At 65.4% G+C, this 25,197-nt stretch carries 24 protein-coding genes and 1 pseudogene; 16 read left to right on the top strand and 9 right to left on the bottom strand.

Annotation, left to right across the window (positions count from 1 at the left end; translation table 11 throughout):
• Nucleotides 1-46 precede the first annotated feature (46 nt).
• The gene (locus tag ACNQQL_RS16575) at nt 47-700 is read right to left on the bottom strand and encodes a helix-turn-helix domain-containing protein (protein ID WP_347064766.1); all 654 of its coding nucleotides are present in this window, start codon (nt 698-700) and stop codon (nt 47-49) included.
• A 147-nt stretch (nt 701-847) separates the two neighbouring features.
• Between ACNQQL_RS16575 and ACNQQL_RS16570 the strand changes: the two genes are divergently transcribed.
• The gene (locus tag ACNQQL_RS16570) at nt 848-2,140 is read left to right on the top strand and encodes an NAD(P)/FAD-dependent oxidoreductase (RefSeq protein ID WP_347064765.1); all 1,293 of its coding nucleotides are present in this window, start codon (nt 848-850) and stop codon (nt 2,138-2,140) included.
• 44 nt (nt 2,141-2,184) lie between these two features.
• Nucleotides 2,185-2,595 carry a DUF3331 domain-containing protein gene (locus ACNQQL_RS16565; protein WP_347064764.1) on the top strand — a complete coding sequence of 137 codons (411 nt, stop codon included), beginning with the start codon at nt 2,185-2,187 and terminating at the stop codon, nt 2,593-2,595.
• Here the strand turns inward: ACNQQL_RS16565 and ACNQQL_RS16560 are convergent.
• Both ACNQQL_RS16560 and ggt read right to left on the bottom strand, forming a co-directional pair.
• Complete coding sequence (locus ACNQQL_RS16560) at nt 2,577-3,905, bottom strand: dicarboxylate/amino acid:cation symporter (RefSeq protein ID WP_204421434.1); 1,329 nt, start codon at nt 3,903-3,905, stop codon at nt 2,577-2,579. The genes ACNQQL_RS16565 and ACNQQL_RS16560 overlap by 19 nt on opposite strands.
• Before the next feature lie 215 nt (nt 3,906-4,120).
• Entirely contained in the window at nt 4,121-5,872 is a 1,752-nt protein-coding gene (ggt, locus tag ACNQQL_RS16555; protein WP_347064763.1) for a gamma-glutamyltransferase, read from the bottom strand.
• Nucleotides 5,873-6,230: 358 nt separating this feature from the next.
• Between ggt and ACNQQL_RS16550 the strand changes: the two genes are divergently transcribed.
• On the top strand, nt 6,231-7,109 hold the full coding sequence (locus tag ACNQQL_RS16550) for a MurR/RpiR family transcriptional regulator (RefSeq protein WP_347064762.1): 879 nt from the start codon (nt 6,231-6,233) through the stop codon (nt 7,107-7,109).
• A gap of 27 nt (nt 7,110-7,136) precedes the next feature.
• Here the strand turns inward: ACNQQL_RS16550 and ACNQQL_RS16545 are convergent, their stop codons facing one another.
• From ACNQQL_RS16545 to ACNQQL_RS16535, 3 genes and pseudogenes are all read right to left on the bottom strand, one after another.
• Entirely contained in the window at nt 7,137-8,483 is a 1,347-nt protein-coding gene (locus tag ACNQQL_RS16545; RefSeq protein WP_310133067.1) for a nitrate/sulfonate/bicarbonate ABC transporter ATP-binding protein, read from the bottom strand.
• 11 nt (nt 8,484-8,494) lie between these two features.
• Nucleotides 8,495-10,246 (bottom strand): ABC transporter permease subunit, encoded by a 1,752-nt coding sequence (locus tag ACNQQL_RS16540; protein ID WP_347064761.1) that lies wholly within the window; start codon nt 10,244-10,246, stop codon nt 8,495-8,497.
• Between the two features lie 81 nt (nt 10,247-10,327).
• Nucleotides 10,328-10,594 (bottom strand): annotated as a pseudogene (locus tag ACNQQL_RS16535) (inorganic phosphate transporter); the annotation flags it as partial.
• 432 nt (nt 10,595-11,026) lie between these two features.
• Here ACNQQL_RS16535 and ACNQQL_RS16530 point away from each other — a divergent pair.
• The 4 genes from ACNQQL_RS16530 (at nt 11,027) to ACNQQL_RS16515 (ending at nt 14,152) form a co-directional block, all read left to right on the top strand.
• Nucleotides 11,027-11,971 carry a metallophosphoesterase family protein gene (locus tag ACNQQL_RS16530; protein ID WP_175959490.1) on the top strand — a complete coding sequence of 315 codons (945 nt, stop codon included), beginning with the start codon at nt 11,027-11,029 and terminating at the stop codon, nt 11,969-11,971.
• A gap of 19 nt (nt 11,972-11,990) precedes the next feature.
• Nucleotides 11,991-12,332, top strand: a complete 342-nt coding sequence (locus tag ACNQQL_RS16525; protein WP_347064760.1) for a cupredoxin family copper-binding protein — start codon at nt 11,991-11,993, stop codon at nt 12,330-12,332.
• Between the two features lie 94 nt (nt 12,333-12,426).
• A complete protein-coding gene (locus tag ACNQQL_RS16520; protein WP_347064759.1) occupies nt 12,427-12,888 on the top strand; it encodes a cupin domain-containing protein in 462 nt (153 codons plus the stop codon).
• A 124-nt stretch (nt 12,889-13,012) separates the two neighbouring features.
• The gene (locus tag ACNQQL_RS16515; protein WP_072442446.1) at nt 13,013-14,152 is read left to right on the top strand and encodes a patatin-like phospholipase family protein; all 1,140 of its coding nucleotides are present in this window, start codon (nt 13,013-13,015) and stop codon (nt 14,150-14,152) included.
• A gap of 40 nt (nt 14,153-14,192) precedes the next feature.
• Here ACNQQL_RS16515 and ACNQQL_RS16510 read toward each other — a convergent pair whose 3' ends face one another.
• Both ACNQQL_RS16510 and ACNQQL_RS16505 read right to left on the bottom strand, forming a co-directional pair.
• Entirely contained in the window at nt 14,193-14,558 is a 366-nt protein-coding gene (locus ACNQQL_RS16510) for a 3-phosphoglycerate dehydrogenase (protein ID WP_347064758.1), read from the bottom strand.
• Nucleotides 14,559-14,680: 122 nt separating this feature from the next.
• A complete protein-coding gene (locus ACNQQL_RS16505; RefSeq protein WP_347064757.1) occupies nt 14,681-15,844 on the bottom strand; it encodes an alpha/beta fold hydrolase in 1,164 nt (387 codons plus the stop codon).
• Here ACNQQL_RS16505 and ACNQQL_RS16500 point away from each other — a divergent pair.
• The 5 genes from ACNQQL_RS16500 (at nt 15,843) to ACNQQL_RS16480 (ending at nt 19,726) form a co-directional block, all read left to right on the top strand.
• Nucleotides 15,843-16,220, top strand: coding sequence for a hypothetical protein (locus ACNQQL_RS16500; RefSeq protein ID WP_347064756.1), 378 nt, complete (start codon nt 15,843-15,845; stop codon nt 16,218-16,220). The two genes, ACNQQL_RS16505 and ACNQQL_RS16500, sit on opposite strands and share 2 nt — an antisense overlap.
• 240 nt (nt 16,221-16,460) lie before the next feature.
• A complete protein-coding gene (locus ACNQQL_RS16495; protein WP_347064755.1) occupies nt 16,461-16,844 on the top strand; it encodes a hypothetical protein in 384 nt (127 codons plus the stop codon).
• Nucleotides 16,841-17,350, top strand: coding sequence for a pyridoxamine 5'-phosphate oxidase family protein (locus ACNQQL_RS16490; protein WP_347064754.1), 510 nt, complete (start codon nt 16,841-16,843; stop codon nt 17,348-17,350). Before ACNQQL_RS16495 ends, ACNQQL_RS16490 begins: the two co-directional genes overlap by 4 nt.
• A 143-nt stretch (nt 17,351-17,493) precedes the next feature.
• On the top strand, nt 17,494-19,008 hold the full coding sequence (locus tag ACNQQL_RS16485; protein ID WP_347064753.1) for an NAD(P)/FAD-dependent oxidoreductase: 1,515 nt from the start codon (nt 17,494-17,496) through the stop codon (nt 19,006-19,008).
• Between the two features lie 259 nt (nt 19,009-19,267).
• A complete protein-coding gene (locus tag ACNQQL_RS16480; protein WP_347064752.1) occupies nt 19,268-19,726 on the top strand; it encodes an MEKHLA domain-containing protein in 459 nt (152 codons plus the stop codon).
• A 225-nt stretch (nt 19,727-19,951) separates the two neighbouring features.
• Here the strand turns inward: ACNQQL_RS16480 and ACNQQL_RS16475 are convergent, their stop codons facing one another.
• Entirely contained in the window at nt 19,952-20,914 is a 963-nt protein-coding gene (locus ACNQQL_RS16475; RefSeq protein ID WP_347064751.1) for a D-glycerate dehydrogenase, read from the bottom strand.
• Nucleotides 20,915-21,227: 313 nt separating this feature from the next.
• Here ACNQQL_RS16475 and ACNQQL_RS16470 point away from each other — a divergent pair, with 313 nt between their 5' ends.
• The 4 genes from ACNQQL_RS16470 to ACNQQL_RS16455 all read left to right on the top strand — a co-directional run bounded on the left by ACNQQL_RS16470 (nt 21,228) and on the right by ACNQQL_RS16455 (nt 25,112).
• Complete coding sequence (locus tag ACNQQL_RS16470) at nt 21,228-21,986, top strand: SDR family oxidoreductase (RefSeq protein ID WP_347064816.1); 759 nt, start codon at nt 21,228-21,230, stop codon at nt 21,984-21,986.
• A gap of 89 nt (nt 21,987-22,075) precedes the next feature.
• Nucleotides 22,076-23,362 carry an MFS transporter gene (locus ACNQQL_RS16465; protein WP_347064815.1) on the top strand — a complete coding sequence of 429 codons (1,287 nt, stop codon included), beginning with the start codon at nt 22,076-22,078 and terminating at the stop codon, nt 23,360-23,362.
• Nucleotides 23,363-23,413: 51 nt separating this feature from the next.
• The gene (locus ACNQQL_RS16460) at nt 23,414-23,806 is read left to right on the top strand and encodes a VOC family protein (RefSeq protein WP_347064750.1); all 393 of its coding nucleotides are present in this window, start codon (nt 23,414-23,416) and stop codon (nt 23,804-23,806) included.
• A gap of 64 nt (nt 23,807-23,870) precedes the next feature.
• The gene (locus ACNQQL_RS16455; RefSeq protein ID WP_347064749.1) at nt 23,871-25,112 is read left to right on the top strand and encodes a citrate/2-methylcitrate synthase; all 1,242 of its coding nucleotides are present in this window, start codon (nt 23,871-23,873) and stop codon (nt 25,110-25,112) included.
• Nucleotides 25,113-25,197 lie beyond the last annotated feature (85 nt).

Raw genomic sequence — 25,197 nt, 5'->3', positions numbered from 1 at the left:
GGGTCTGGTTGCCGCGACGTGAATGCGCGGATCGTGCGCGCGGCGCTCAGTCGCCGATGATGTTGAGCGCGGCGGCGAGCACGGCCTGCTTGAACGCGTCCCGCTGCGTCGGCAGCGACGTGAACGCCAGCATCATGTGGCTGTACGACACCGTCGTGCCGATCGCGCTCGCGATCATGAAAAACAGCACGTTCGGATCGACCGCGCGGATCGCGCCGGCCTGCACGGCGTCCGACAACAGCGGGAACATCACGTCGTGATACGGCCGCACGAGCCGCTCCTGCAGCCGGTCGAGCCGCCCTCCCACCTCGGTCGCCGCGGTCGAGAAGAACATGCCGATGTCGGGCTCGTCGAATTCGTGATCGACGCACAGCTCGAGCGCGCGCCGCACGCGGTCGCGATGCGGCAGTGACGACGTGCGCAACGCACGCAGCGCGTCGAACATCGGCGTCGCCAGGTCGACGATCTGCTCGACGACGGCCAGCCACAACGTTTCCTTCGTACCGAAATGATGGGCGATCAGCGCCGCGTCGACGCCCAGCTCGCGCGCGACCTCACGCACGCTCGTCGCGTCGTAGCCGCGCTTCGCGAACGTACGGCGCGCGGCCCGCAATATCACGTCCGGACCGACGGACGCATCCGCCAGCGGCCGCCCGCGCGTACGCCGCTTCGACGGCGCGTGCTCAGTGACTTCAGCCACGTTTTCCTGCTCCCTTGAATGGTTCGAATGCCCGTGTTCGGGCCCCGGTTTCACGTCACCGGAACCGGGTTGCCTGCCCCGCTCCGTTGACACGCGAAGCCGGGAAGCGCTAGGATCATACATTATTCATCACGCGATGATTTATTCATGACAACCCCTACACGCATCGTCATCGGCGGCGGCGGGATCGCCGGACTGCAGCTCGCGACCCGCCTGGGCGAGCGCCTCGGCCGGTCCGGGCGCGCGCAGGTCACCGTCGTCGACCGCAGTCCGACGCATATCTGGAAGCCGATGCTGCACACGATCGCGGCCGGCACGCGCGACGTCCAGCAGCAACAGGTGATCTTCCTCGCCCATGCACGCGACCACGGCTATACGTACCAGCCCGGCGAACTGAAGGGGCTCGATCGTGCGCGCCGCCGCGTGCAGCTCGGCGAGATCCGCTCGCAGGACGGCGACGTGGTGATCGAGGCCCGCGAACTCGACTACGACGTGCTGATCGTCGCGCTCGGCAGCCAGGCCAACGATTTCGGCGTGCCGGGCGTACGCGAGCACTGCTATTTCATCGACAGCCAGCAGCAGGCCGAGACCTTCAACGAAGCGTTGCGGATGCGCGTATTCCGCAGCATCGCGCGCGACGAGCCGTTTCGCGTCGCGATCGTCGGCGCGGGCGCGACGGGCGTGGAACTCGCGGCGGAGCTGAGCCGGTTGCTGGAAGTGGCGCAGGCGTATGGCGACGCGACGGTGCGCGAACGGCTGCGGCTGACGCTGCTCGAAAGCGGCCCGCGCATCCTCGCCGCGTTTCCGCCGAGGATTTCCGCGTCGGCGCAGCGGCGGCTCGAACAGATCGGTTTTCACGTGCTGACGTCGACGCGCGTCACGTCGGCCGACGCGAACGGTTTCCACTACGGTGACGGTTCGTACGCCGAAGCAGACCTGATGGTCTGGGCGGCCGGCGTGAAGGCGCCCGATTTCATGCAGGCGCTGGGCGGGCTCGACACGAACCGCGCGAACCAGATCGTCGTCGGGCCCACGCTGCAGGCCACGGGCGACGAGCACGTGTTCGCGATCGGCGATTGCGCGAGCCTGCTGCCCGACGGTCACGAACGGCCGCTGCCGCCGACCGCGCAGGTCGCGACGCAGCAGGCCGAGCATCTCGCGAAGCACCTGCCCGCGTGGCTCGACGGCAAGCCGATGCCGCCGTTCGCGTTCCACGATTTCGGCGCGCTGGTGTCGATCAGCGACTACGACGCGTTCGGCACGCTCGGGCAGTTCGGGTTCTTCCGCGGCGGCTTCATCCAGGGGCGTTTCGCGCAGTTCAGCCACCTGATGCTCTACCGGCGGCACCAGCAGGCGCTGCACGGTTTCTCCAAGGCAACCCTGCTGTGGATCGCCGAACGGATCAACGGCTGCGTGCAGCCGAGCATCCGCCTGTCGTGATGCCGCGTGTCGCGGCATCGCGTAACGTTTCGAGGACAACAGACATGAACGACCGTGCAGCGCCCTGGCTCATGACCGTCGCCGCGATCGGCAGCTTCGACGTGCCGTCCTTATCGTGGGGCATGCCGCGGCGGCGCAGCGTCACGCGCGACCGGCTGCCGTCGTGGGACGCGACGAGCCGGCCGACCATCAGAGTGCTCGAGCGGCCCACGGCCGACACCGCGATGATTTCGTGGTGCGATGCGTGCACCGGGCACTACGGCTACCAGAAGTGGCGGCTGTTCACGACGCGCAAGCGCGGCACCTGCGCGCTGTCGGGGCGGTCGATCGAGATCGGCGACAGCGTCTATGCGCCGCAATTGCTCGGCTCGACGCCGGGCAACGCCGCCGCGATGGTGCTGGCGGCGTGCATCGACGAAGCCTGCACCGCTCGAGGTCAGCTCGACGCAGCCTGACCGGCGCCGTAGGCCGGATCGTTGTTCTGCCGTTCCAGTTCGGCATCGAGATGCGCGGCATGCACCTCCGCCTCTGCTTCCGACATCAGCTCGCCTTCCCACTTCGCGACCACCGCGCTGGCGATCGAGTTGCCCACCGCATTCGTGGCCGAGCGGCCCATGTCGAGGAACGTGTCGACGCCGAGAATCAGCAGCAGCCCGGCTTCCGGGATGTTGAACTGGTGCAGCGTCGCCGCGATCACGACGAGCGATGCGCGCGGCACGCCGGCCATCCCCTTCGACGTCAGCATCAGGATCAGCAGCATCGTGACCTGCGTGCCGAGCGACAGATGGATGTTGTAGGCCTGCGCGATGAACAGCGACGCGAACGTGCAGTACATCATCGAGCCGTCGAGGTTGAACGAATAGCCCATCGGCATCACGAAGCTCGCGATCTTGCGCCGCACGCCGAAACGGTCGAGCGCGTCGAGGATCTTCGGATACGCGGCCTCGGAGCTCGCGGTCGCGAACGACAGCATGAACGCTTCCTTGATCAGCAGGAGCAGCTTGAACACGCGGCGGCCGAGGAACAACAGCCCGGCGGCGACGAGCGTGGCCCACAGCAGCACGAGGCTCACGTAGAAGTCGCCCATGAACACTGCGAACTTCAGCAGGATCGACAGCCCGTTGATCGCGACGGTCGACGCCATCGCCGCCATCACCGCGAGCGGCGCGAGCTTCATCACGTAGCCGGTGATCTTGAGCATCACGTGCGACAACTGGTCGATCGCGGCGACGAGGATCTTGCCGCGCTCGCCGAGCGCCGCCAGCGCAACGCCGAAGAACAGCGAGAACACGACGATCTGCAGGATCTCGTTGTTCGCCATCGCCTCGGCGAACGACTTCGGCACCATGTGGCCGACGAAATCCTTCAGCGTGAACTTGGACGTCGCGAGATGCGCGGACGCGCCGATGTCCGGCAGCGGCAGGCCGAGGTTCTCGCCGGGCCGCAGCAGGTTCGCCATCAGCAGCCCGAGCAGCAGCGAGATCAGCGACGCGGTGACGAACCAGCCGAGCGCCTTCACGAACACGCGCCCGACGGACGACGCATCGCCCATGTGCGCAATGCCGACGACGAGCGTCGAGAACACCAGCGGGCCGATCACCATCTTGATCAGCCGCAGGAACACATCGGACACGAGCGAGATGTAGCCGGCGATTTCCGCGGCCGACTGCTTGTCGGGAAGCTGCGTGAAGATCAGGTAGCCGATGAAGATGCCGGCCGCCATCGCGAGCAGGATCCAGCCTGCCGCAGACATTCGTTTGTTCATAACGGGATTCGTCGCACGGTGAAGGGGTTGACGGATGAAAGGTGCGTGTCAGGGCACGTGTGTGGCAAGCCGGTCGTACGCGCAATGCCACGCACAGGCGCCGATCGTGCTTGCGGATGTCCGCGAACGGACGCGCTGCCGCCGTCGCGGCCTTCGCGGCCTTCGCGGAAACGCGAATGCGGGCGGCGGCGGCGGTTCAGCATGATGCGATCGGGTCAGTAGCCGATCGCCGATCCGGCCGGACGACGCGGATCGTTGTAGCCGTAGATGAAGCCGACACGCACGTTGCCGGACACGGACGAATCGTTCCCGGAACTCTGGCGGCTCGCCGCTTCGGTGCCCGGCAGGCCGACCATGATCAGCTCGGCCGCGCCCCACGGCGTCTGCTCGACCATCTTGTAGCCCATGTTGCGCAGGATCGCGAGCGTGTCGGGCGACAGGCCGTAGGTTTCGTAATAGACCTCGTCGGGCAGCCACTGATGATGGATGCGCGGCGCGGCGACCGCGTCCTGCGGCGTCATCCCGTAGTCAATCACGTTCAGCACGGTCTGCAGCGTGATCGTGATGATGCGCGACCCGCCCGGCGAGCCGACCACCATGAACACCTTGCCGTCCTTCGTCACGATGGTCGGCGCCATCGACGACAGCGGGCGCTTGCCCGGCGCGATCGAGTTGCGCGTGCCCTGCACGAGGCCGAACAGGTTCTGCGCGCCGACCTTCGTGGTGAAGTCGTCCATCTCGTCGTTCAGGAAGAAGCCCGTACCCGGCGCGATGACCACGGCGCCGAAGCGGCCGTTGACCGTATAGGTCGTCGATACCGCATTGCCGTCGTGGTCGACGATCGAGTAATGCGTCGTCTCCGGCTTCTCGTGCACGCCGACGCCGGGCTGCACGTCGACCGACGGCGTCGCCGTGTCGGCATGGATGCTCTTGCGGATTTGCGCCGCGTATTCCTTGCTCGTCAGCTTCGCGACCGGATTGTCGATGAAGTTCGGATCGCCAAGCAGCGTGTTGCGATCCTCGTACGCGTGCCGCATCGCTTCGGTCATGTAGTGGACCGACGCCGCGGAGTGATAGCCCAGCTTGCGCAGGTCATACCCTTCGAGGATGTTCAGCGTCTCGCACATCGTCACGCCGCCCGAACTCGGCGGCGGCGCCGACACGAACTCGTAGCCGCGGTACGTGCACTTCAGCGGGGCCATGTCGTCGGCCCGGTAGGACGCGAAATCGGCCGCCGTGATCAGGCCGCCCGCCTGCTTCGACGCCGCCTCGACGATCTTCGGAATCTCGCCGTGATAGAACGCGTCGGGCCCCTGCGCCGCGATCCGCTCCAGCGTACGGGCCAGATCCTTCTGCACCAGGCGGTCGCCCGGCTGCAGCGGCGTGCCGTCGGGCCGCAGGAAGATGCGCGCCGCATCCGGGTCCTTCTTGAAGCGGTCGATCGTCGTGTCGAGGATGTCCGTATCGCCGCGCGTCAGGATGAAGCCGTCGCGCGCGAGTCGGATCGCGGGTGCCATCACCTGCTTGCGCGTCAGCTTGCCGTATTTGCGCTGCGCGAGATCGAGGCCGGCGACCGTGCCCGGCACGCCGACGGCGCGATAGCCGTACAGGCTTTCGCCCTGGCGCACGTTGCCCGACGCGTCGAGATACATGTTCGCCGTGGCCGCGGCCGGCGCGGTCTCGCGGAAATTGATGAAGCGATCGCGGCCGTCGGCCAGGTGCACGGTCATGAAGCCGCCGCCGCCGATGTTGCCGCAGCACGGATTGGTCACCGCCTGCGCATAACCGACCGCCACCGCCGCGTCCACCGCGTTGCCGCCATGCTTCAGGATGTCGACGCCGATCTGCGATGCGAAGTGCTGCGACGACACGACCATGCCGTTCTTCGCTTCAACCGCGGGGTCCGAAGCGGCGAACGCGCACACGCTCAAAGCCGACAACAGGGTGAGTACGACGAGCCGCCTCATGAATCCTCCAGACAAATAACCGGCCCATGCCGGGATGCGCCGCCGCGCCATCACGTGCCAACGCTGCCGATCCGGCATGTAATGAACGGTACATTCCGGCGAGGCCGCGATCATAGCACTCGCTTTTTTTCGCCAAAACCTAGGGTTACTACTGAATTTTGTAGCGAATGCGAGCGAAAACGCTTCCGGGGAAATGTTCATTTCATTACATCGATGAACGGACCGCCTGGCCGAGTGATACGTCCCTCTAATTTCGGCCCGCGCGCGTCCCGCCGCACGTCGATCGGCTAACATGCGTGGAGTCCCGGCAGACGCACGTCTGCCGTTTGTCATTCAGATAAGAGAGCTGGAGTGCCCGATGGGGACGAGCATCAGGGCGTTGCTGTTATCCCAGATGGATAGCTTCACGCCGTCGGAACAAAAGGTTGCGCACGCGTTGCTGGATCGCTATCCGAGCCTCGGCCTCGGGCCGATCGCGAGCTTCGCGAAGCAGGCTGAAGTCAGCGATCCGACCGTGTTCCGCTTTGTCGGCCGGATCGGCTTTCCGAATTACTCGTCGTTCCAGCAGGCGCTGTACGACGAGATCGACACGGCGATGAATTCGCCGCTCGCGCGAATGGATGCGTTCCATTCGGAAACGGGCCTGCGCGACAGCCATTCGGCGATTTTCCAGCGGCTGTCAGAATCGCTCGCGGCCACGATCGAAGGGCTCGACGCGGCCGCGTTCGACGCAGCCGTGGCGTTGCTGGCCGATCCGGACGTCCGCATTTTCTGCGGCGGCGGGCGCTACACGGCGCCGCTCGCGTCGCTGTTTTCGTTCACGCTGGCCTATGCGCGCCCGCACGTGCAGTACGTCGAACCGAACGTGAATCTCGCATCGGTCGCACTGACCGACATGGGGCGCAACGACGTGCTCGTCATCTTCGACTTTCGCCGCTACCAGAAGGACAGCATCCGCTTCGCGCAGGCCGCGCACCGGCTCGGCACGCGGATCCTGCTGATCACCGACGAAGGGATGTCGCCGATCGGCAAGTTCGCGGAGATCGTGCTGCGGATCCACGGGCGCCCGTTCGCGATGCTGCAGACCAATGTGCCGGCGCTGGCGCTCGCGGAAGCGCTCGTGATCGGCGTGACGAACCGGCTGCCGGAGCTGGCGCGGCAGCGGATGGAAAAGATCGAGCATCTCAATACCGGGGGGATCGATCTGGACGCCAACCAGCGCGATTTGCCCGAATGACGATCGCTCGCCATTCGGGTGCGGGCGTCAGCTCTCGACATCCTCGAGACTGAACACCTCGGTCTTGTCGTTATACGAAAAGACTTCGCCGTAACGCCCCCAGTCGATCACCGCGTCGAGCGTTTCCTCGGCCGCTTCGTCCGACAGGAAATCCTCCAACTCCTGCTCGAAGCGCACACGCGGCGCCCGATGGCCCGGACGCTCGTTCAGCACCTTTCTGATCCGTGCGGCGAGCGGCACGTGCTTCAGCAGGTGATCCGCGAACATCAGCTTGCGCTCCTGCGTGCCGAATTCCGCGAACACGCGCGCGGGCGGCGTCAGAAATACGTCGCCTTCCCGCACGTCCGCGAAACCGAGGTACTGCAGCACTTCGGCGATCGGAAACAGTTCGTCGACTTCCAGATGCAGCGTGCGCGCGATTTCCGGCATGTCCGCGCGGCCGTGGTACGGCGCCATCGCGAGCGTTTCGATCAGGCCGGCCATCAGGTTGGTCGACACCTGCGGCAGCCAGCTGCCGAGCTCGAGCCCCTTCTTCGTCGCCTCGCCGGTCTGACGGGCCGTCATCTTCGCGTAGATGTCGTCGACGAGCTTGCGGAAATCGGTGTCGAGCCGGTTGCGCGGGTGCTTGAACGGCACCTTGATCTCGGCGATCACGCGGCCCGGATTCGACGACAGCACGAGGATCCGGTCGCACATGAACACGGCTTCCTCGATGTTGTGCGTGACGATCAGCACCGACTTGATCGGCATCCGGCCCTGCGTCCACAGGTCGAGCAGATCGGTACGCAGCGTCTCGGCCGTCAGCACGTCGAGCGCGGAGAACGGCTCGTCCATCAGCAGGATCGTCGGATCGACGACGAGCGCGCGCGCAAAGCCCACGCGCTGGCGCATGCCGCCCGACAGCTCACGCGGGTACGCGTTCTCGAAACCGTCGAGACCGATCAGGTCGATCGCGGCCAGCGCGCGCTCGCGCCGCTCGCGCGCGCCGACGCCGAGCGCCTCGAGACCGGCCTCCACGTTCTGCAGCACGGTGAGCCACGGGAACAGCGCGAAGGTCTGGAACACCATCGCGACGCCTTCGGCCGGACCGCGCAGCGGCTGGCCGAGGTAGGTCACTTCACCGCCGGTCGGCTCGATCAGCCCGGCGATGATTCGCAGCAGCGTCGACTTGCCCGAGCCGGAGCGGCCAAGCAGCCCGACGATCTCGCCTTCGCGCAGCGACAGGTTCGCGTCGTCGAGCACGAGCAGTTCGCCTTGCGACTTGTTGAAGCCGCGGTTCACATGCTCGACGCGCAGGATTTCTTCGCCGAGGCGCGGCGGCTGCAGCGGCTGGGATGTCTTGACAGGGGCGTTGATAACGGTCGAATTTTGCATCGCGCTTACTCTCAATCGAGACGGAGCCGGGATTCCGCATAGGCGTACATCGGACGCCACAGCAGACGGTTGAACAAGGTAACGAACAGGGACATCACCGCGATGCCCAGGATGATCTTCGGGAAATCGCCGGCGGCAGTCATCTGCGCGATGTATGCGCCGAGGCCGTGCGCGACGACCTTCGTGTCGCCCCACTGCACGAACTCGGACACGATGCTCGCGTTCCACGCGCCGCCCGACGCGGTGATCGCGCCGGTCACGTAGTACGGAAAGATGCCGGGCAGGACCGCCTGCCGCCACCACTGCCAGCCGCGGATGCGGAAATTCTTCGTCGCTTCCTTGTAGTCGTTCGGATAGGACATCGCGCCGGCGATCACGTTGAACAGGATGTACCACTGCGTGCCGAGCACGATCAGAGGCGACAGCCAGATGTCGGCATTCAGGTGGAAGTGGACAATCAAGATCACGAACACCGGGAACAGCAGGTTCGCCGGGAACGCGGCAAGGAACTGCGCGAGCGGCTGGATCTTCTCGGCCAGCGCGGGGCGCAGCCCGATCAGCACGCCGAGCGGCACCCAGATCACCGACGCGATCGCGATCAGCACCATCACGCGCAGCAGCGTGATGAGCCCGAGCACGAGCACGTGCCCGACCTCACCCATCGTCACACCGGTCGCGACGAAGCTGACGACGCGCCACGCGACGTACAGCGTCAGCACGACCACGAACACGCCCCACACGATGTCGCCGATGCGCGACGAGCCGCGCGCCGACGCGCCGCGCGTGCGCGTACCCTTCAGCGACGGCACGCGCAGCGGAATCCGCGCGGCCTGCGACAGCAGCCAGCCAGCCGGCACGAGCAACTGATGAATCAGGTGCGTGCGGCGCATCATGTCGAGCAGCCACGATTGCGGCGCATCGCCCGACGCGGTGTTCTCCATGCGGAACTTGTCGGCCCACGCGACGAGCGGGCGGAACAGGAACTGGTCGTACGCCAGGATCACGACCGACATCGCGACGATCACCCAGCCGACCGCGCCGATATTCTTCGCCGAGATCGCCTGCGCGAGATACGCGCCGATCCCCGGCAGCGTGATCGTCTGGTTGCCGACGGTGATCGCCTCCGACGCGACGACGAAGAACCAGCCGCCCGACATCGACATCATCATGTTCCAGATCAGGCCCGGCATCGAGAACGGCACCTCGAGCTTCCAGAAGCGCTGCCACGGCGTCAGGTGAAAGCCGCGCGACACTTCGCTCAGGTCGCGCGGCACCGTGCGCAGCGACTGGTAGAAGCTGAACGTCATGTTCCATGCCTGGCTCGTGAAGATCGCGAAGATCGCCGCGAGTTCGGCGCCGAGCACGCGGCCCGGGAACAGCGCGAGGAAGAACGTGACCGTGAACGAGATATAGCCGAGCACCGGCACCGACTGCAGGATGTCGAGGATCGGGATCAGCACCATGCCCGCACGGCGGCTTTTCGCGGCGAGCGTGCCGTAGACGAGCGTGAACACGAGCGACGCGACCATCGCGGCAAGCATCCGCAGCGTGGTGCGCAGCGCGTATTCGGGCAGGTTCGACGGATCGAGCGAGATCTTCTGCGTCTGCAGCACGCCGATCGGCGCCATCGTCTGATGGAAGCCGACGATCGCCATCGCCAGCAGGCAGATGATCAGCGGAAACGCGACGGCATCCCAGCGGTTGGGGAGCACGCGCCACGCCGAGGCGTGCGCGGTGCGGTTCGGATCGAAACTGATATCCATCGGTAGCGTCTTGTGTCGGATTGAAATTCGATGGGACCGGCCGCGTGCCGCGCGGCCGGAGGTTGCGTCGGCCAACGCCGGTCAGAACAGCCCGTGCAGCGCCCGGTACAGGACTGCCGACAGCGCGATCGACGCGGGCAGCGTCAGCACCCGCGCGAGCACGAGGTTGCGCATCGTGCCCGGGCGCAGGCCCGCGCCGCTCGCCGTCATCGTGCCGGCCACGCCCGACGCGAGCACGTGCGTCGTCGATACCGGCAGCCCGTACGTGAGGTGCGACTTGCCGACCTTCTCACCGACCGTCACGACGATCCGCTTCCAGCCGACCATCGTGCCGAGGCCGAGCGCGATCGGCAGCACGAACGGCAGGACCGAACTTTCCCTGACCGGGCCGAGGTCGGCGCTCGGGTGAATCGCGATATAGACGATGCCGCAGGCAATGATCAGAAAAAACAGCGCGAAGCTGAGGGTACGGGTGCGCTGGCTGGCCGCGCCGCTGGTTTCCGTTGCCGCGAGATTCGGCATGAAGGGGGCTCCGGAGAGGTGACTCGGTGTCGCAGGCTATCGGGCGGCCATGACGCAAATGTGACGTATCGATTACAGGACATTAACAAGTCATCGTTCGGCATCCCGACGGCCGCCTTGCGCGTCCGACGGCACCGGTGACCGAATTCACGCATCGCGGGAATAAAGCCGTCGCTGCGCCGGTATGGCACACGAAGGCGCCGGTTTATTCCAGGACGATCCGGCCGTCCCGTTTCGTCATACGATTGCGAGGCTCCCATGTCTTCATCGAATCCCACCCGCCCGTCGCGCCGCAAGGCCCTGCAATGCATGGCCTTCGGCGGCCTCGGCACGCTGTTTACGCTGTCGGGCGGCATCCTGACGCCGTTCGACCTCGCGCTCGCGCAAACCGGCGACGCACGCCCGGCCGACGCGGGCCGGCCGCTGTTCGTGCAGATCAGCGACACGCACATCGGCTTCAACAAGGATGCCAACCCCGACGTGTCGGCCACGCTGCGGCAGACGATCGAACTCGTCAACGGGATGCCGGCGATGCCCGCGCTGACCATCCATACCGGCGACATCACGCACCTGTCCAAGCCGGAGGAATTCGACCACGCGTCGCAACTGCTGTCCGCGCTGCGCGTGTCGGAACTGCATACGGTGCCCGGCGAGCACGACGTCACCGACGGTTCGGGCGCCGAATATTTCGGCCGGTTCGGCAAGGCGTCGGACAACCGCGGCTATTACAGCTTCGATCATGCGGGCGTGCACTTCATCGGCCTCGTCAACGTGATGCATTTCAAGCCGAACGGGCTCGGCAGCTTCGGCGACGACCAGCTCGCGTGGCTCGCGCAGGATCTGAAGGGCCGCTCGTCGAGCACGCCGATCGTCGTGTTCTCGCACATGCCGATGTGGACCATCTACGAGCCGTGGGGCTGGGGCACCGGCGATGCGCCGCAGACGATGGCGCTACTGCGCCGCTTCGGCTCGGTCACCGTGCTGAACGGGCACATCCACCAGATCGTGTCGAAGGTCGAGGGCAACGTGACGTTCCACACGGCGCGTTCCACCGCGTTCCCGCAGCCGACGGCCGGCAACGGCCCGGGCCCCGTGCCGCTCACGGTGCCGCGCGACCAGTTGCCGAAGATGCTCGGCGTGACGACTGTGGAGTTCGCCGGCCACCCGGCCGCGTCGGCGCTGCACGACGCGACGTTGGCCTGATAGACATAAGGAGACCGACATGACCCGCTTCAAGCAACCAAAAATCATCGCGGCGCTGATCCTGTGCGCGGCCGCCGCCGGCATGCCGCTCGCCGCGTTCGCGCAGGGCCCGGACGGCCCGCTGGTCACGATCCGCAACTTCATGTTTTCGCCGATGTCGACCACGATCAAGGCCGGCACGACGATCACGTGGAAGAACCTCGATGCGGAGCCGCACACCGTCGTCAACGACGCCGGCATCTTTCATTCGAAAGCGCTCGACCAGGACGAGACGTACTCGTTCCGCTTCGACAAGCCGGGCGTCTACAAGGTGTTCTGCGGGATTCATCCATACATGAAGGAGACGATCACCGTCGAATGAAGCGGTCCGCCACGAAACACGCGGACGAACTGCGGGCGGCGGCCGCCTACAATGGTCACCGTCCCATTCGCCCGCGTGGCAAACGGAGCCGCCCATGCCCAGGATCGACCTCCGCACCGTGCCCGAACGCCGCGGCAGCGGCTATCCGCGGCCGTTCGACGCGCCGTGCGCGCAGCGCATCCGCCAGCGCCTCGGCGACGCAGGCGGGTTGCGCGATTTCGGCGTCAACCTGATGCGCGTGCCGCCGGGCGGCTGGTCGAGCCAGCGCCACTGGCATTCCGACGAAGACGAATTCGTGTACGTACTCGAAGGCGAACTCGTGATGATCGAGGACGGCGGCGAGACCGTGCTGCGCGCGGGCGACTGCGCGGCGTTTCCGAAAGGCTCCGGCAACGGCCATCACCTCGTCAACCGGTCGAACGCGGTCGCCGTCTATCTCGAGGTGGGCTCGCGCTCGCCGGACGACGTGATCACCTGCCCCGACATCGACATGATGAGCCCGAGCAGCGACGGCCGGTTCCTGCACAAGGACGGCACACCGTACCCGGACGCGTGACGCCCTCCGTACGGCGGCGCATGCCTGCCGATGCGCGTGGCAATGTCGATCCCCCGCCGCCGATCGCCTACACTGAATCGAACTGTTCGGATCCGACCCACCGTCACACGCAGCGAGGCAAGCCATGACCGCGAGCCAGCCGGCACGAATGGATCTCCCCGGGCAAGTCGTGCTCGTGCTTCAGGGCGGCGGCGCACTGGGTGCGTACCAGCTCGGCGTCTTCCAGGCGATGGACGAAGCCGGCATCCGGCCCGACTGGGTGGTCGGCACGTCGATCGGCGCGATCAACGCCGCGCTGATCGCCGGGAATCCGCCGGAGCGGCGCTACGAGAAGATGCTGACGTTCTGGCAGCGCGTGACCGAACGGACCCGCTTCGACGTGCCCGCGCTGCTGCCCGGCTGGGACAAGATGCTGGCCGAGCTGACGATCATCGGCGGTGGCATCGCGGGATTCTTCCAGCCCAATCCGGCATCGTGGCTCGGCCCGATGGTCCGCCTCGGCGTCGATCGCGCGTCGTACTACCGGATCGCGCCGCTGCGCGACACGCTCGCGTCGCTGATCGATCCCGGCCTGCTGAACGCGGGCCGCCCGCGCCTGACCGTCAGCGCGGTCAATGCGTGCACGGGCACGATGCGCTATTTCGATTCGCGCGACACGCACCTGGGAATCGACCACATCATGAGCTCGGGCGCGCTGCCGCCCGCGTTCCCGGCGATACGGATCGACGGCGAGCCGTACTGGGACGGCGGCGTGTATTCGAATACGCCGGTCGAGGTCGTGCTCGACGACAATCCGCGCCGGAGCTCGATCATCTTCTCGGTGCAGATGTGGAATCCGGCCGGCCCCGAGCCCGAGAGCATCTGGCAGGTGTCGGAACGGCAGAAGGACATCCAGTACGCGAGCCGCACCGACAGCCACATCGCGCGCCAGCAGCAGATCCACCGGCTGCGCCACGTGATCCGCGAACTGGTCCGGCACGTGCCGGAAGCCGAACGCGCGTCGCCGGCCGTGCGCCGGCTCGCCGCGTGGGGGTGCGAAACCACGATGCACCTGATCAAGCTCGCGGCACCGCGACTCGACGGCGACAATCAGTTGAAGGACATCGATTTCACGCCGGCCGGCATCGCGGCGCGCCGGCAGGCCGGCTACGACGCTGCGAGACGGGCCATCGCCGCCCGTCCATGGGACCTGCCGATGGACCCGACGGAAGGATTGACGGTATTCGATCCGGACGCGCCGCCGGTTGGGGAAAAAACGGCATGACGTGCGGCGTCGCAACCGCATGTCGATCGCCTCGGCGCGATCAGGTGCGCGCGGCCCGGAGGTGGGCGCGGCCGGCATCGCTCACGTTGACCTCCGCGATGCCACCGGGTCCATGGTGCCGGACCACATAGCCGCGCGCGCAGGCTTCCTCCCACACCGGCAGGCGCGGGCACGACGTGCGCCATGCGTCGATCACCTCGTCATAAGGCCGCGCACGTGGCCCGATCCATTCGAGCAGGTCGAGGATCAACGGCTCGATCGTCGCCGTTTCGCGCAGGCGTTCAGCCAGCGCGTCGACGCCCGGCTCGTGACCGTTCCAGATCGTGACCGCGTGACAGTCCAACTTGCGAAAGCTCTGCAGCGTGCGGAGCGTGTCGAAGTAATCGTCGAGGATCGTGATGTTCATGGAGCGCTCCTGGCAACGCCGTCATCCTGAACCGTGAGCCCCAGCTTGGGAAATGAATTTATCTTGTCGATTCCTGCATTTTCCTGATCGATCCATTGTCGCCGCGCCTATCGCACGCGCGCTCACTGCCCCGCCGCGCGCACGACCGGCGCCGTGCCGGCGACGACCGGACACGATTGCGGCAACGCCTGGCCGAACAGCACGGCCAGCCCGCAAGCGGACGTGAACATGCCGAGATTGTCGTGCCCGACGCCCGGCACTTCGACGACCTGCTGCGCGAGATCGTCCGGGTGTCGCTTCTTCAGGTAATCGAAATACGCGAGCCCGCGCGCGAGCCGGTAGGGGCCTTGCGCCATCGCCGCGCACGAGCGGTCGATGAAATGCGTATACGGGTTCGTGTCGGCCTGCCCGAGCAGGTACACGACATGGCGCGCGACGTAGCGCGTTTCGAGTTCGCGCACGTCCTGCGACGCGACGTAAGGCGGCGCCGACTTCAGCCCGTATTTCCATTGCGTCGCGCGCGGGCAGGCGCCGCCCGCGATTGCCTGGGCGTCCGGTCGTTCGTCGTCGAAATACAGGTAGCTCGACGGGTTCGCGACCACATAGCGCACGGCGATGCCGGCCTGCACCAGCGCATCGCCTTCGTGCCCGGTCACCGCGTAGCGCTGCAGCAATTGCGCGCCGGCCGAATGACCGATCACGACCACGGTCGACAGCGCGGGGTACAGGCTGCGATCGGCGAAATGCGCGAGCAACGCATCGAGCGCGGCGAACGAACTGACCGGGCCCGGCTGGCGCGCCGGTTCGCCGCCCTTCCATCCTTCCTGGGTCCAGGCCAGCGTCTGCGCGGGCAGCGAGAACGCGCGCGTATCGGCGCGCGTCAGGAACTGCGGGGCGACGACCATTGTGCCCTGCCCGGCCGCGCCGGCCTTCTCGACGACCTTGAGCCCCGACGCATAGTACGCGTCGGCATTGCGCAGCGTGCCGTGAATCACGATGAAGACGCGCGTGACGTCGGGCGCGGCCGTGTCGAGCGGATGATCGGCATAGACGGGCAGCACCGCGCTGCCCAGCGGCGTATCGACGGCCACGCGCTGGTCGGCCACGGCCTTGACCGGGGCCTCGAGACGTTCGCGCTGCGTGGCGGCATCGGCCGGACACGCGCCGCCCAGCACGCCGATTGCGGCACCGGCTGCCGCGAGCGGAATCGCGCACGACAGGGTTCGGGCGGCCGGCAGCACGCGAGAGAGCCGGATTCTTGCAAAGGCGACGGAAATGAGTGACATGGTGACGGACCTGATTGCGGATATGACTTTAACGGCGATGGTCGCAGAATCCGTCGCGCGCTGCCGATCCGTTGGGGAAAGCGGTTCAGTCGGCCGGTTCAGCGCGGCCGCTACTGCGAACGCCGTGCCGAACGCACACCGGCGATCACCGCACCGATGCCGGCGCAGCCGCTACCGGGCGGCAGCCGTCGGAACGAGCGGCCCGCCGCGCGACGACCCGAAAGCGCTCGACAAGCTGCGCGCAGCTCGGGCAATGAAGAAGCAGCGGCGCGATTCGCAACCCCGGATTGCAGCGTGCACGGAACATCAAGCGGGCACCTTCGATGCATGTTGTCAAAATAATGCACGACGTATACAGTTGCATGTAGTGCATTAAATCGCGTTACCTGCCGGGCGAGTCGAAATCTACGGCAGGCCTGACTTCATGCGGAACATTCAATGTCCAGGGCTCACCATTGGAGCCACTTCAGTGCATCCAGCGCTATCGACCTCACTCAGTGTCATATACGACCTCGGCTTCGTATTGTTCCATTTGACCTTCTGGCGTTGGCTCAAGTGGCCACAGTCACTCGGGAACTGCGGGAGGCTCAATCAGAGCATTACCCAGACACTCAACGTGATGTTGAGTTACGTGCTCTTCGTCTATGAAGTGTCGCTCGGCTTGGTTGCAGCGCAGATCCTGGGGCCGCTTGCGCTGGCGGGAAGCGGATTCTGGTTGCTGAGGACGGTCGCGCAACCCGTCCTGTTTGCCGGAACGCGTTCGAGCTGGATCATGGTTGCAGTGTTCGCTCTTGGCACAGGCCTGCACGTCGCAACGTACCTTACCGCCATGGAGGCGGGCATCGGGATACTGTCGCCGGTAGATCGCTGTCGTGAAAGCGACGTCGAGAACTGGCGACGTGTCGAAATCGAGGTGCATGAACATGCGCCACCTGACCTTTTTCCGCCGAGTTTCCCGGTTTTCGGGGGCTCCCTGAAACGCTGTCGCACATCATCATGAATGCAAGCCAACTCTTTCAACAAGCAACTGAAATCGTCAGTCATTGCGCCTTCTGTTTTGTATCTTCGAACGACGCGTCCGGTCAGATCAACTCCAGAGTCGTCGAGGTTCTGGAGATCGGGAAGGACCTCACGATTCGTTTCATGACCGACTCGAGAACGCGCAAAGCGTCGGAGATTCGCCAGGGGAAGACGATCAGTCTGTCCTTTCTCAGCATGGCTGACCGGGGATACGTCACGATCGGGACCGTCCCGACAGTTTCCGCGGAGACTGCGCTGAAGCAACGCATCTGGAAAGAATCACTGCGCACCTGGTTCCCCAACGGGCCGGACGATCCTTATGTGGCGACCGTTACCTGTGAGCCCGCCTGGGTTGAACTGTGGTCGCGCATGCGGGGGGTTGCGCCTGATCCACTGGGCCTCAACTCGGTCCGGCTGATTCGGAAGGATGGCGGCTGGCACGCCCGGCATACGTTCCCGACCGATGGCGAACCATTGCATCCTTGACCGCCCTCTCGACGCGGCGAGCCAAGCGTCGATCTCCGCCCTGTGGCGGCAAGTCTCGTTCGACGGCGTTCGATGCTTGCCGCGATTTCACCTTTCATGCACGACACGCAATATTGCTCATCGTGCAAATCATGGAGGATAGTATGACGAGCAATGGCGAGCAACCCGTCGTCGTGATCGGCGCGGGCCTGGCCGGCCTGGCCGCCGCGCTGACGCTGGCACGCAATGACAGACCCGTCGTCGTACTGGAGTCCTCGGACGAGGTCGGCGGCTGCTGCTCCACCACGACGGTAAACGGTTTCACATTCAATAACGGCGCGATGTATGTAGCGGTGCCCTCGCTCATTCGCGCGTCGTTCCGGCGCCTTGGTCTCGACTTCGATCGCGAGGTTCCGATGGTGGCCATCGAACGGCCTCACGTTACGCATTTGGAGAATGGAACGGCCGTTCATCTATCCAGTGCCGGCACGTCGTATGTGGAAGGCGACAGGGAGGATTCACGGACACGGCAACTGCGTGACGGCCTTGGCAGGCTCCAACAGCAATGGAGCCCCATCTACCGCACGCTGGTTGATGAAGTTCTGCCGCAGGAGCCGTCGCTTCTACGGACGTTAAGCAAACTGTGGCGTTACCTGCCCCGCATGAATGGGCATGTCAGCCGCCTGATCGCGTCGCACTTCGCCGATGCGGACCTGCAGGCGGCTGTCGCATCGACACTGCTCTACACCGGGCAACCACCCGATCGCCTTCCGGCAACGCAGATCATTGGCTTGCTGGCCATGCTGGAGGAAGGCTTCCATTTGCCTCGCGCAGGCATGGGCGCCATCAGCTCCGTCATGGCGCGCGAACTGTCCAGACGGTCGGTGCCGATCAGGTTCGGTGCCCATGTACGCGAAATCCTCGTGGAGAACGGAGCCGCTCGGGGCATCGCCCTTGCCGACGGCGAACGCATCCCGACCGATTGCGTCGTGGCGACGTGTTCGGGTTTCGAAGTGGTCCGCCACCTGTTGCCCGCCCACGCCTTACCTCGGCGGCTAGCGCACAAGGCTCGAGCGGCACCGCTCTCGCATCGCGCGATTTCAATCCAGATCGGCTGCTCCGGTGCCGTGCTGCCACGCGCCTTCGTTACCAATCATGTTCCCCCGATGCCGCAACAGGCGGCCATGCATGTATCGACGCCCGGGGTTCCTCGCTGGCTCGCCTACACCTGTCCGTCACAGGTGCTGTCAGGGCTTGCGCCAAACGGCAAGGCAGTATTGGAACTGTATGCGCCAGCAACGGGAATCCATTCCGCATCGAATTGGACGAGCGCGATGACGCAGGCCGTGGTCGGCAACTATCTCGACGCGATACAGGCCCATCTCCCCGGCCTTTGCCTGGAAGACGTCCGCGTATCGGATCCGCGGGATTTCGCGCGCGGACGGCACCTATACGAGGGAGCGCTCTACGGCATCGCGCCAGGCACCACGCCTGACAAGTTCTTTCCGCATCGGACAGGGCTGCGCGGCCTCTATCTCGGAGGACAAACGACGTTCCCGGGGTATGGCGTACCCACGGCAATTTTCTCCGGCGTCCAGGCCGCAGAAGCGGCCGTGCAAGACATACGCGAGCATGTGCGGGTTGCGCCTTGCATCACCTCAGGCAGGTCGATTCAGTGAAACGGAAAGCTTGGGCAGTATCTTCATCCGGGCGTTTTCAAATGATCCGGGAGATTCGGTGACGGCCCGCACACTCATGCTTGCGAGCACCGAATACCTGTATCGCATCGGCGCGCTGCCTCTCGCACTCAGGTTCAGCGCGTCGCTCCCGGCTGCCATGTTCGGAATGGCGTACCCGCGTGATCCGGCACGATGCGCAGCGTCGCATGAAGCTGCTGTATCGTAACGGCTTCCGATATTTCCGGGTGTGATGTGCCAGATGATTCCGCTCTTTCGCAATCCAGCCTTCTATCAGTTGCTTGCCGACAGCCACGCTCGACTGATCGGTCGCCCGCTCGTGCCGGCAACCATTCCCGAGAATGACGCAACCGAGTGGCTCTATGAGTGCGCCCCGTTCGCAGTGCTTGCACACAACACCGCCCCCGATCCAGTCTTTACTTATGCCAACAAGGCCGCACAATGCCGATTCGAATATGGCTGGGATGAAATCACCCGACTCCCGTCCCGGCTCTCTGCCGAAGCGCCGAATCGCGAGGAACGGCAGCAATTCCTCGCACGCGTACAGCGGCTTGGTTACGAGACCGGATACAAAGGGGTTCGCATCACAAAATCTGGCCGGCGCTTCATGATTGAAGAAGCAACGCTGTGGCAACTTCTCGACACGGACGGCAGATTACACGGCCAGGCAGTCGTCATCCCCCGTACACGTGACATCTGATTGCGTTACCCGCGGTCCGCGCGAGACAGCGCAAGCCGGGATTGATTACGTCCACCAACCGGAGAAGAAGCACCGTAAGCGTGTCCCCGGCACCGTCTCGACGATGTGACAGGAAGTTGCCAGAGTAGTCCCCACCCAAAAGTAGTGGGGACCACCGTGGCGACGGAAGCCGAGGCCGCCGATCATCGGAAGCCCCGGCATGGATAAGTTGCACCACCACGCCCTTCACAGCGCGTTGGGCGCCGTCCCCCCGTCGAGCACCGCCGCGATGTTGTCAAGAGCGGTGAAGCCCATCTGGTCGCGCGTCTCGATCGTCGCGCTGGCCATGTGCGGCGACAGAAACACATTGTCGAGCGCGGCGAAGCGCGGATCGATATCGGGTTCGTTCCGATAGACGTCGAGCCCGGCGCCGAACAGTCGACGCGAAGTCAACGCATCGTAGAGCGCGTCCTCGTCGACGAGGCTGCCGCGCGCCGCGTTGACGAACACTGCCCCCTCGCGCAACAAGCCGAACTCGCGGTACGTCATGAATGGCGTGCCGCCGCCCGGCACATGCAGCGTGAGAATGTCGCACTGCGGCAGCAGCGTGTCGAGATCTGCACAATAGCGCGCACCCGCTTCGACTTCCGGCGGCGCCTGCCGCCTGTCCGTATAGATGATCCGCATCCCGAAGCCATGTGCGCGCCGCGCAACTGCGCGGCCGATCCTCCCGAAGCCGACGATCCCCAGCGTCTTGCCGTTCACCCGCGTGCCGAGCATGTCGGTCATGCCGAACGACTTGCCCCACCCCGCGCGCATGATGCGCTCGTACTCCGACGCACGCCGGCATGCGGCAAGAATGAGCAGCATCGTGAAATCGGCCGTGCAGTCGGTCAGCGCGTCGGGCGCATTGCTGACCACGATCCCGCGTGCGCGTGCGGCGGCCACATCCATGTGGTCGTAGCCGGCGCTCGCATTCGCGATGATCTTCACGTTCGACGGCAATGCCGCGATGTGCTCGGCCTGCAGCCCCGATTTTTTGCCGATCAGCACCGCGGGCGTCCCGTAGCGGTTGCAGAACTCGACGACCGACGGCGCATCCATGTCGGCGTCCGTCACATAGGCATGGAATTCGGATTCGGCGCGCGCGGCCACGGCGGCGGGAACGCGTCGCGCAACCAGCAGGCGGGTTCGATTGTTGTCAGGCATGGTCTCGTCCTTGGGTCGGAAAACGGAGCACAGCCTACGAAGCGCGCTCGCCGCCGGTCAATATTGATTGAATCAATCAACGTGTGTGCGGCGTCGGCTGCCGGCGCTTAGGGGAGTGGCCCGCTCGCGCCGCCATGTACTCGCAACCGCGTGCCGGCCCCGCGAACGGTGTCATCGCCGACTCAGGAAAACCCTGACGGCGCCCCGCCGCGACGGGCGGCTTGATATTGATTCAAAGAATCAAGATTGCCGGGAAATCACCGCCGCGCAATGCTTTTTGCACGTTTAACGGACTGAAGACGAGGTCGTGAAAATGCAGGCAGAGAAAAAATTCGCGGCAGTGACGGGCGCCGGCACCGGAATCGGCCAGGCAGCGGCCGTCGCACTGGCGCGATCCGGATTCGGCGTGGCGTTGCTCGGCAGGCGCATCGAGCCGCTGCTGGCGACGAAGGAAATCATCGAGCAGGCCGGCGGGGTGGCCTCGGCGATCCCGACCGACGTGGCCGACGAGGCGTCGGTCGACGCGAGCTTCGAGCGGATCGAGCGCGAGTTCGGCCGCCTCGATGTGCTGTTCAACAACGCCGGCCGCAACGCGGGCGCCGTGCCGCTCGACGACTACTCGCTCGAATTCTGGAACGACGTGGTCGCGACCAACCTGACAGGCGTATTCCTCTGCGCACGCGCCGCGTGGCGCCAGATGAAGCGCCAGACCCCGCAAGGCGGGCGCATCATCAACAACGGTTCGATCTCGGCGCACACTCCGCGCCCGAACACGATCGCCTACACGGCCACCAAGCATGCCGTCCTCGGCATCACCCGCTCGCTCGCGCTCGATGGCCGGCCGTTCAACATCGCGTGCGGCCAGATCGACATCGGCAACGCCGCCACGTCGCTGACCGAGCGCATGAACAGCGGCGTGCTGCAGGCCGACGGACGCGTCGTGCCAGAGCCGCGCGTCGACGTGGCGCACGTTGCGAATGCGATCGTGCAGATGGCGAGCCTCCCGCTCGAAGCCAACATTCTGAACATGACGATCATGGCGAGCGCGATGCCCTTTGTCGGGCGCGGCTGACCGGACGATCGCCGGCGCGCACAACAATCATGCGCCGGCCCACAAATCAGGAGACGACATTGAAAGCCGCAGAGGAACAGGTTTCGATCATGCGCGAGCTCGACTCGCACGCGAGTGTCGCAAGAAGATCGAGGGTGCGCTACGGCGTGCTGTCGATGCTGCTGGTGGCGACCATCCTCAACTACGTCGACCGCTCGGCGCTCGGCATCGTCGCACCGGCACTGTCGAAGGATCTCGCACTCACGCGTGTCCAGATGGGCGAACTGTTCGCCGTGTTCGGCCTCGCGTATTCGATCGCGCTGCTGCCCGCAGGCGCGCTCGCCGACATGCTCGGCTCGCGTGTTGCGTATGCGCTGTCGCTGGTCGGCTGGTCGCTCGCAACGCTGACCCAGGGGCTCGCGCACGGCTACCACATGCTGCTCGGCTCGCGCCTTGCAATGGGCGCGCTGGAGGCGCCCGCCTTTCCGTCGAACGCGCGCGCGGTGACGATGTGGTTCCCGGTTCAGGAGCGCGGCTTCGCGACCAGCGTCTACGTGATGGGCCAATACGTCGGCACGCCCCTCTTCACCGGGTTGCTGCTCTGGATCTCGTCGGCGTTCGGCTGGCGCGCCGTGTTCTTTGCAACCGGCGGCTTCGGCATCCTGTTCAGCATCGTCTGGTACCGGCTCTATCGCGATCCGTCGCGGCATCACAGCGTCAACGCGGCCGAGCTGCATTACATCAACGAAGGGGCCCCCGCCGCGACCTCGCGTGAGCGTTTCGATTGGCGCATGGCGCTGCGCCTGCTCGGCTACCGGCAGATCCTCGCGATCTGTCTCGGCAAGTTCTGCAACAACACGCTGCTGGTGTTCTTCACGACCTGGTTCATGACCTACCTGGTCGAGGAACGGCACATGTCGATGATCAAGGTCGGCTTCTTCCAGGCGATGCCGTTCATCGGTGCGACGCTCGGGATCCTGATCGCCGGCTACCTGTCCGACCTCTGCATCCGGCGCGGCGTGTCGATGTCGTCGTCCCGCAAGGCCCCACTCGTGATCGGCACCTTCCTTGGTGCATCGATCGTGCTCGTCAACTTCGTGCATTCGAACGTGCTGGTGATCGCGATCCTGACTGTCGCGTTCTTCGCCCAGGGAATTGGCTCGATGTCGTGGGCCGCCGTGTGCGAGATCGCACCGAAACGCTATGTCGGGCTCACCAGCAGCATCACGAGTCTCGCGGCCAACATAGCAGCAGTCACCACGCCACTGATGATCGGCTACGTGACGCAGCACACCGGCAACTTCTTCTGGGCGCTGAACCTGATGGGCGCGATCTGTCTCGTCGGCACGCTGTCGTATTCGTTGCTGCTCGGCAAGCTGTCGCGCATTGAGCTCTGACCCAGTTCAACCATCTTCGCGCCCCCTCCTACTACTTGCTCAGCCCCGACCATGATCGAATTCAAATGGGATCACCTGCAACTCTGTTCGGCCGACGCCGAGGCCACCGCTGCGTGGTTTGCGCGCTGCCTGAACGCCGAGATCGTGCGACGTCCCGGCCGTGTCGACCTGCGCATTGGCACGATCGACCTGTTCATCACCGCACTGCCCGACGCGCGAACGGCCGCGGTACCCGACGGCGCCCGCATGCAGGGGATCGATCACTTCGGCCTGCTGGTCGAGGATCTCGATGCCGCATATGCACACCTGGTCGACAACGGAGCGGAGATCGTCCAGCCCGTCGCGCAAATCCGCGCCGGCGTGCGCGGCTGTTTTGTACGGGCGCCGGGCGAGATTCTCGTCGAGGTGCTCGAGCGGCGCCCGGTCGAGATGACATTCAACTGAAGCCGGTCTATAGTCGGCCGAAGCGGTCGAACGTCGGCCGCCTCATCACGACCGCGATATCTCCATGCAGAACTGGATCACCCTGACGGAAGCGGCGCGACGGCTCGGTGTGCGGGCGCAGACCGTCTACGCGTATGCGAGCCGCGGCAGTATTGCGGTCAGACAGGATCCCGACGATCCGCGCAAGAGCCTGTATCGTGTCGAGGACGTGATCGCGCTGTGCCGCAAGAAGCAGGTGGGCCGCAAGCGCTCGGCGCTCGCGGCAAGCACGATATTCGGTGCCGAACCGTGCATTTATAGCGGCATCACGACGTTTTCCAGGGGCCGCCCGTGGTACCGCGGCCGTGACAGCATTCAGCTATCGGAGAGCGCGACGCTCGAGGAAACGGCCGCGCTGCTCTGGAATGCGACCGTGCCCGTATCGTTCGACGCGCCGGACATTGCATTGCCGCCCGGCGTGCGCGATCGCCAGTGCGCGTTCACGATGCTCGCGACGGTGGCGGCCCACGGCCATTCGACGCTCGGCCGGCTCGATAGCGCGCTGCACATCGAAGCGGGCCGGCTCGTCGCGATCGTGTCGCGCGCGTTCGGTGCGCACGACGATGCCGGCCTGCAATGGACCCATCGGCGGCTCGCGGCGGGCTGGGGCCAGGACAATCACGGCGCGGACCTGCTGCGCCGCGCGATGGTACTGGTGGCCGATCACGAGATCACGAGTTCGGCGTTCGCCGCGCGCATCACCGCATCGACCGGCGCGTCGCTCGCGGGCTGCCTGTTGACGGGGCTCGCGACGCTGTCGGGCCCGTTGCACGGCGATGCATCGGGGCGCGTGCGTGCGGTGTTCGACGACGTGGAGCGGCTCGGCGCCGAACGCGTGGTCGATCATCATCTGAAGTCCGCCATACCGATTCCCGGCTTCGGCCATCATCTTTACCCCGACGGCGATCCGCGCGCAGCCGCGTTGCTCGCGCGACTCGATCCGCCGCCTGAACTGGCCCGCTTCATCGGCACGGTGACGACACTCACCGGCCAGCGGCCGACCATCGATGTCGCGCTTGCGATTCTGTCGGTGCAACTTCAACTGCCGCGCGACGCAGCCTTCGGGCTGTTCTCGATCGCGCGCAGCGTCGGGCTGCTGGCTCACTGCATCGAACAGTTGCGGGTGAGCAAGGTGATCCGGCCGCGCAGCCGCTATACGGGCCCCGCGCTCGACGAACGGCACCTGCGCGCTGATGCCGACGAAAACGGCAAGCTGGCGAAGGCCGTCGTGATCGAGAAGAATCGGATTTTCAAGGCCGTGGATTGACTGCCGGACGCGTTCGCAATCGGCGCTGGCAGCGCCCACCATAGTCTTACATTTCGGCCTGCTCCTCCCGAATACGATCTTTTTG

It is taken from the genome of Burkholderia sp. LFS061, from assembly GCF_047978125.1.
GTDB classification, from domain to species: Bacteria; Pseudomonadota; Gammaproteobacteria; order Burkholderiales; family Burkholderiaceae; genus Burkholderia; species Burkholderia pyrrocinia_C.
Note: the sequence above shows the minus strand (reverse complement) of the source record. Positions and strands in the feature narration are given on the sequence as shown.